The organism is Odoribacter sp. (assembly GCF_985060555.1).
Genome location: NZ_CFKYFN010000094.1, coordinates 85894 through 93106, shown reverse-complemented (window position 1 = coordinate 93106; position 7213 = coordinate 85894). Strand labels below are relative to the sequence as shown.

Here is a 7213-nt window from a genome sequence, read left to right as displayed (position 1 = left end):
TCTTAATAAGAGTTGATAGTCAGATGATTATAAAGTATAAAACAAAAAAAACACCCCTGAAAAGAGGTGGTATAATATAATGAATTTAAACGTCCGTTTTTATATACTTAAAACTACTTCATACTCTATGAGTTTAATTCTGATTCATGCCCCAAATATAAACACTTTTTTCGAGATTACAACAATATTCGGTAGTTTGATACAATAATTTTTCTATTTTATTTGCCAGCAGGCCCTCCAAGGTCTTTTTTTGTCAAATATTCCTTAATTAATTTGTGGTATATAACGGTATATTGCAAAGATGAGACTTGTCATTAAACCAGGCGGTCGTTTCACATACCTCTATACCATCAAGGGGTAGCGCGCAGATGATGGAACGACCTTAACAGTATCCTGTCCATGCCGGTGTACACCCGGATATTGTATCCCGGGTCAAAGCGCTCACCGCTGGAGGACACCAGGAAGTTCTTCGGGCGGCCGGAATGCACGCTGGAGCAGGTGTACAGGGCATTGTCACTACCAGCCACGGAGTTCAGCGAGATACAGGCAGATATGTATAAGCGCAGCCAGAAGCTTTGGAAACGTAATACGCAGGTTGTGTACTATAACCCGACGAACTACTTCTTTGAGCGGGAGGAGGAATGCGGACTGGTGCGGTTTGGCCACTGCAAAGAGGGCCGTCCGCTGCCCCTTGTACAGCCGGGGCTGTTCATGGACCATGACGGCTTCCCGCCGGCGATGTGCATCGAGCCGGGGAACACGGCGGAGACCAGCACACTCAAGCCGATGGAACAGATACTGAAAGACAAGTTCGGTCTGTCGGGCATACGATGTGATACTTTACAGCAGCACCACAGTCAGAACACTTCAGCCTCTACCTTGCTCGCCTTCGGGCGAGCAAGGTAGAGGACTGAAGATTCTACACGAATTGCACTTCTATTGTGAATCTTCAAAAAATTATATCTATCACTCCACGATGATCGTCATGGCATCTCGCAAAACGTGAGAGTATCCGGGATTCGTCAATCGAACCGACACCTTATAGACGCCCGGTTTCGCATCATTCTCTAACGGGTACAGCAAAACTCCGCCTCCACGGATTGTCAAGTCTTTCTTGAAAATCGCCGCAGCCTCCTCTCCCTGATTCGAAGTCACCGACTCCACGCTGAATAAAATCTGCTGAGTCCCCTCGTATCCTTGTAACGCCAAACTCACCCAAGGAGCCTTATTCTCAATCCGGACAGCATCCAATTCCGGATCTAACGTCTTGCGAATATACATCGTGTCCGGGTCGTAAGATGCGTTCTCTGTCAACAGGTAGCCGACCGTTGTCTGATGGCAGGCTCCGACCGACAGGCCCACTGCCAATATCATCCATATCATTATTTGTTTCATCTTCATGTACTTTTTTGAATTATTGTTCATACCCCAATGCGAAATTATATTCCAATGCGTGCACTATACAATTGTCCGGCTCGATATCTCCCGAGGCAATGGCAAAAATAGGCTGACTGTTCATAAAACTGATGTGTATCGGCTTAGGCGCATTCTCTACCACTCCATTCTTCGACTGCTTCATGATAAACACCCATATTTGCGTACCTGCCAAGGTAGTCAAGTAGCTGCCTCCCGTTCCCGGGCTTCCGTAAGTTGTCGGTTCTCCGTAAGGAATGTCCTTCCGATAGAGTTTCCCGTCGATCACATGTCTCAACAACATTTCACGACACCACTCCGGATCAAGGTCAGACACCCGTTTGTGACCGAATTCCAACAAATGCCGACGAATCGAATGATTCGTGATACCGAAAAACGTAATCTCCTTGTGTGCCGGGTCTTTCCCCTCGAAAAGTCGCACCATCTCCTCTCCCGCATGGCGAACCAACAGAATCGTAGAATCCCAATCGTAGGAGTTTGATGCCATATACTGCATCAAATTCCCATGATAACGTCCGTTACTAATCCCTGTGTCGATATAATTGTCTTTTGTACACCCCACATGTAATAACGAGCCCAAAAACCATATTGTATATAACATTTTTCTCATAATATTCTTCTTTTAATTCGAACGACGATTCCAATACCTGTTTTGGCGAATCAAATCATTATTGGAGAAACAGTCCGCTCCCAACATCAGATACAAAGCGCCATCTTGAATATCTCTATCCGTGAGCTTATCGTAAGCCTCGGAAATCTCCTTCCTGATATAATCATGCGTATCATCCCCTCTCAGGAAACACCAACCGTTACGCATAATGTCAAAATAACGGTGATATTCAGCCACCAGCTCCTTCTCCCGCTCTCTGAAAATAGCCAGCTGGATATTCCCGCTCAGCCCTTTCTCCACATCATCGGAGTTCGGGAAAGCGTGCATATCATCCCCATAAGCCCGGCGACGGATCTCGTTCAAATCGTCTACGGCATTTGTCTTTCCCTGACGGGCCCGACATTCTGCACGGAGCAAATAAATCTCGCCTAATCTCCAAATCACCTTATACTGGTTGATTCCGGCAAACTGAAGTTCCGGGGTGTACGCAAGCTTAATGTAATGTGCATACCGGAACTTATACAAAAATGCCCGTTTCAGCTTTTGGTTGTCCTCCGCTGCTACGATGGAATCTCCCGGTTTATGCTCCGTTGCAGCATAAACCTCCGCATTGCTCTTATAAATCAGGAACAATGAATCCGCATCAATATTCCAAAAATAGGCATCCCTACGCAAATCTTCGGGAGCATACATCATTCTCACCGTACTCTTGTAATATCCGTCTGAATACTGATTGTTAATCGGATGCGCACTTCCCAGAGCTATCGGGAAGGTGATCGGCAAATCAGTGCGCAAACCCTCTTGTGAGTCATAGTAAATCTCCCAGATCGACTCGGCGCTTCCTCCTTTCATCACGCTTGTACAAACGGTCTCAGGATCCGCAGCCAACGAGTAACTGCCTACCTTCCCCTCTATGAGCATAGTGCAATACTCCTCGGCCTTCGCCCAACACTCTTTCTTGCCTTCCACGCCGGCCCTCCACGCGTAGAGATGAGCCAACAAAGCAGCCGCGGCACCCTTGCTGCCATACTGTTTCATACGGGATTCTTTTGAAGTAGCCACCAAATCCTCGTATGTCGGCAAATCCATCGCCTTCAGTCCCCATTTTTCCGCCTCATCCAACACACTGCTTATCGGGCTCTGAGGAAACTTAGAGAACTCTATTGTAGAGCCTGTAATCGGCACCTGCCCGTAATTCATCGCCAAGTAGAAATAAGCCACCGCCTTGGCGAAATATGCCTGCTGAATATAGGGTTTCAGCTTCTCCGGGTCTCCTTTGAAACGGTGTGTATTCTCCAGAATCAAATTCGCCTGATAAATCGTGTAATAATAATATTTCCACGTTCCTACATTCGACAATGTCAACCCCTTGCGCGAAGATCTGTCGTAATCCAATATCTCTCCGGCTCTGGAAATATCGCCACCGGTAAACTCACCCACAGCCTGCCTCAAATAGACTTGCAAGCCGGTCAGCACAGCCTCCAGCTCCTTCTCGTTTTTGTAATAATTAGAATAGGTGGTTGCATTCTCCGGCTGGATATTGATAAAATCCGCACAAGAAGTCCCCCAAAACAAAACTGTCAAACCCAATATGTAAATATATCTTCTCATGTCCGTTAAAAATTAAGAGTTAATCCCAACGTATACTTTCTGGGTAATGGATAAGTATCGCCATTATCACGTCCCGTGTAAATATTCACCACTTCCGGATTTCCGCCCGAGTAGTTGCTCAAATAGAACAGGTTTTCTGCTGTCAGGAAGAAACGTACTCCCGAGAGCCCTGCCTTCTTGGATATCCTGTCCGGAAGATTATATCCCAAGGTTATTTGCTTCAAGGCAAGGTGGTGCACCTTCTCGATAGCCGAGTCCGTATTCATACTGAGGGAGTTTCCCCATGCCGGAGCATTCGGATTCTTGTTCACCCCGTCCCATGGTCTCAACTTGCGGTAATCGAACAACTTCGTCAAATGGCCATTCTCTGACTGTGTGCTGAACCCCAGCCCCATCCGGTTGTTAATCATTTTTCTCCCGATTGTGAAATTCACCAGTACGTTCAGGTCGAAATTCTTCCACATCAATTCGTTCACCCATCCTCCATGAGCCAAAGGAAGCGGCGAACCCGCATAATATGAATCCGGATTCCCGTCGCCATCCAAGTCAAGCAGACGATAATTACCGACAGCGCCGCTGATTCCATCTGTCGCCACACCGTTGAAGTATATCTCCTGTCCGTCTATCTTGTACAAGCGAGGTACCTCGGCATCCGAGTTGTAGTACCCCCGGTGTGCCCACACGTACAAACCGTTCAAAGGTCTGCCGGCTACCAGTAGCGTCCCGTCACCGTCCACTACATCTTTCCCCGAATACGACTTTTCAAAACGGTTCCAGTTTCTTGCCATATTGAATTTCATCCGCCAGCTCACAGCACTCTCCCGCAAGATATCTGCCTGCAACTCCAGCTCAAGCCCCTCGTTGGAAATTTCCATCGCATTTTCCACCTGCGCACCGAACGTATACAAACTGCCCGGAATCGGAATATCATAAATCAGCGAACTGGTATATTTGTAATAGTAATCCAATTTCATATTCAAACGATAATTGAACATATCCATATCCAAACCCAGGTCATACTGATTTGTCTTTTCCCAGGTAAGATAAGGCGACACAGGTTTGTCAGTCGTCACCCCCGTCTTCCCGAAGAAGTTCCTGTCCATAATGTTCATCAATCCGTGAGCGAGGTAAGCGCTCGTGAATGTCTGTCCGGATTTTCCATAACTACCGCGAATCTTACCCCAATTCAGCCAGCTTCCGGTCAAGCGTTTGATGAATGGTTCCTCCGAAAACGACCAGCCTACAGCCACCGACGGGAAATTCGCCCAACGGTTTCCCTCACCGAACGTAGAACTACCGTCACGACGGAATGTAAACTCCAGCAAATAACGCTGTTTGTAATTATATCCCAGACGGCCGAAATAACTCACCATCCGTTTCTCGGTAAAATCCGAAGAGTAATAGCGCGTTGCTGCATATTCCGGGAACTCCGGTGTTCCGTGATTCACCACCGGCGGCACCTTCTGCGGGTTATAATAGTACACATCATCGCTCACTCCCCGCAACCCATAGCCGTACATCGAAAATGCCTGTTCCTTGTTTGTATTGACACCCAAAAGTACATCAATATTATGCACATCGTTCACGCTCGTGTTATAATGCAACAACTCCTCCGAAGAAAGCATCACCTGCCGGCCGATGTTTCCTTCCGACTTGCTTTCGTGATGATATTCGTCAAACACACCGGGAGTATACTTGTTCAGGTTCGACTGAGAGTAGTCGATATTCCCTGATGCCGAGAAGGTCAATCCCTTGAGAAGCTCATACTCAAGAAAAGCAGTCACCATTGCACGATAATCGTCCGTGCGATCCTTGATTCCCAGGACAGACTTTTTCCACTCTGCCTCCAGTTCCTTTGTGGCAGGCAAGACGGTAAGCTGCTGCGACGGATTCACAGACAACCCCTCGTAGCGGGTATGCTTGGAGGAGCCCGATGATGAGGAGCGATTCATTGTCCGGTCCACATAAGAGAGATACACACGCGTATCCATCCGCAATTTCGGTGTGAATTGCGCTGTCAGGTTCGATATCAGGTTTGCCCGTTTGTATCCGCTGTTAATCATGATTCCCTGCTCGTCATAATATCCGAGTCCCACCATATAACGGAAACGCTCCGTACCTCCTACAGCCTGCACATTTGCATTGACCACCTTGCTCCTGCGAAAAGCATACTTCCACCAGTTCGTACTATTATTGTAATAAGGGTCCAGACTATCCTGCAATGAATGTATCAGGCTCGGCGAACCCCAGTAACCATTCCCCCAAAACTGGTCGTAGATACCGTTTCCATTGCGGTACACATCCTCGTACGAAGTAGGGACGTGATACTTCCCTGTCGCCCAATCGTAATAATTATTCTTGATATTCCTCCGGAATTTAAGTTCCAACCATCTCTCCATGCGTCCGCCCGTCTGCTCGGGATATTCCATCAATTGCGATATCGAATAGGAAGCATTTGCCGAAAACTTGGCCTCACCGACCTTTCCCTTCTTCGTTGTAACAAGAATCACCCCATTGCCCGCACGGCTACCGTAAATCGATGCCGCCGCCGCATCTTTCAACACCTGTACCGATTCAATCATGCTCGGGTCCAGGTCAGCCAGCGTATTCGTACCGGTCACCGGTGAAACAAACGAATACATCGGCACTCCATCCACCACCCACAACGGCTGACCGTCACTCGCACCGTCCACCAACAGAGAGTTGAACCCCCGCACCGCAATCACCGCAGCACTACCCGGCGCTCCCGACTGCTGCACGATATTCACACCCGCCAATCTTCCCTGCAACATATCTGCGATACTCGCCGCCGGCAACTCCTTCATCTCTTCTGCCGTCACGGTCGAGATTGCACTCACCATCTCCCGCTTATTCTGCGTACCGTAAGCCCGGACAACCACTTCGTCCAAATCGGATACATCTTCCGTCAAGGTAATATGCAACGTATCTCTCGCCGTCTTTTCAGAAAATTCCACCCGCCGTTTCTTAAAACCGACAGATGAAAATTCCAACGTCCCTTTCAACAAAGGCAAATCCCATGCGAACCAACCTTTCTCATTTGTAGCCGTACCAATAGTAGTGCCGACAACCCTTACCGTTACCCCCGGCAAAGGCTGTTTGGCCGCATCATATACGAAGCCTCTCACCCGAACAAACTTCTTCTCGGGTTCCTGGTACGAGGTTGCCTTTATAATTACCAAATTATCGTCAAAAGAAAACGACATTCCCAAGCGAGGCAACAAGTCTTTGAGCACCGCCTCTAATCCTTGATTCTCTGTACTGATACTCACGTTCTTCCAAGTCACCACTTCCCTGTGATTATAGAGAAAACTATAACCCGTTTGCCTTTCCAATTCCTGAAAAACCTTCTCCAATGTCACGTTTTTCAGCTCTATTGAAACTTTCGCTTGGCGAGCGCTCACTGCTGCCTGCACCTGCACCAAGCTACAAACCAATAAAATAAAAACGACTTTCATCTTCATCATCCACTTAGGGACAAGAATCCACCCTCCGGCTCTTGTCTGATTTGACTTTTTTTTCATACTTTTGTACATTAGA

5 protein-coding genes are annotated in these 7213 nt (G+C 47.6%); 1 reads left to right on the top strand and 4 read right to left on the bottom strand.

What is annotated here, in order from left to right; all coding sequences use genetic code 11:
* Window positions 1-399: 399 nt before the first annotated feature.
* Complete coding sequence (locus tag AC5RDS_RS13015) at window positions 400-906, top strand: hypothetical protein (RefSeq protein ID WP_118404370.1); 507 nt, start codon at window positions 400-402, stop codon at window positions 904-906.
* A 60-nt stretch (window positions 907-966) separates the two neighbouring features.
* Here AC5RDS_RS13015 and AC5RDS_RS13010 read toward each other — a convergent pair whose 3' ends face one another.
* The 4 genes from AC5RDS_RS13010 to AC5RDS_RS12995 are packed head-to-tail and all read right to left on the bottom strand — an operon-like array spanning window position 967 to window position 7197.
* Window positions 967-1395, bottom strand: coding sequence for a hypothetical protein (locus AC5RDS_RS13010; protein WP_041557392.1), 429 nt, complete (start codon window positions 1393-1395; stop codon window positions 967-969).
* Between the two features lie 19 nt (window positions 1396-1414).
* Window positions 1415-2044, bottom strand: a complete 630-nt coding sequence (locus AC5RDS_RS13005; protein ID WP_118102890.1) for a hypothetical protein — start codon at window positions 2042-2044, stop codon at window positions 1415-1417.
* Window positions 2045-2056: 12 nt separating this feature from the next.
* On the bottom strand, window positions 2057-3655 hold the full coding sequence (locus AC5RDS_RS13000; protein ID WP_494222365.1) for a RagB/SusD family nutrient uptake outer membrane protein: 1599 nt from the start codon (window positions 3653-3655) through the stop codon (window positions 2057-2059).
* A gap of 5 nt (window positions 3656-3660) precedes the next feature.
* Window positions 3661-7197, bottom strand: coding sequence for a SusC/RagA family TonB-linked outer membrane protein (locus AC5RDS_RS12995; RefSeq protein WP_118112731.1), 3537 nt, complete (start codon window positions 7195-7197; stop codon window positions 3661-3663).
* Window positions 7198-7213 lie beyond the last annotated feature (16 nt).

Bases quoted from the DNA above. Each gene is read 5' to 3' on its own strand.
- AC5RDS_RS13015 (WP_118404370.1), top strand. From the start codon at position 400: ATGCCGGTGTACACCCGGATATTGTATCCCGGGTCAAAGCGCTCACCG.
- AC5RDS_RS13010 (WP_041557392.1), bottom strand. From the start codon at position 1,395: ATGAAACAAATAATGATATGGATGATATTGGCAGTGGGCCTGTCGGTC.
- AC5RDS_RS13005 (WP_118102890.1), bottom strand. From the start codon at position 2,044: ATGAGAAAAATGTTATATACAATATGGTTTTTGGGCTCGTTATTACAT.
- AC5RDS_RS13000 (WP_494222365.1), bottom strand. From the start codon at position 3,655: ATGAGAAGATATATTTACATATTGGGTTTGACAGTTTTGTTTTGGGGG.
- AC5RDS_RS12995 (WP_118112731.1), bottom strand. From the start codon at position 7,197: ATGAAAAAAAAGTCAAATCAGACAAGAGCCGGAGGGTGGATTCTTGTC.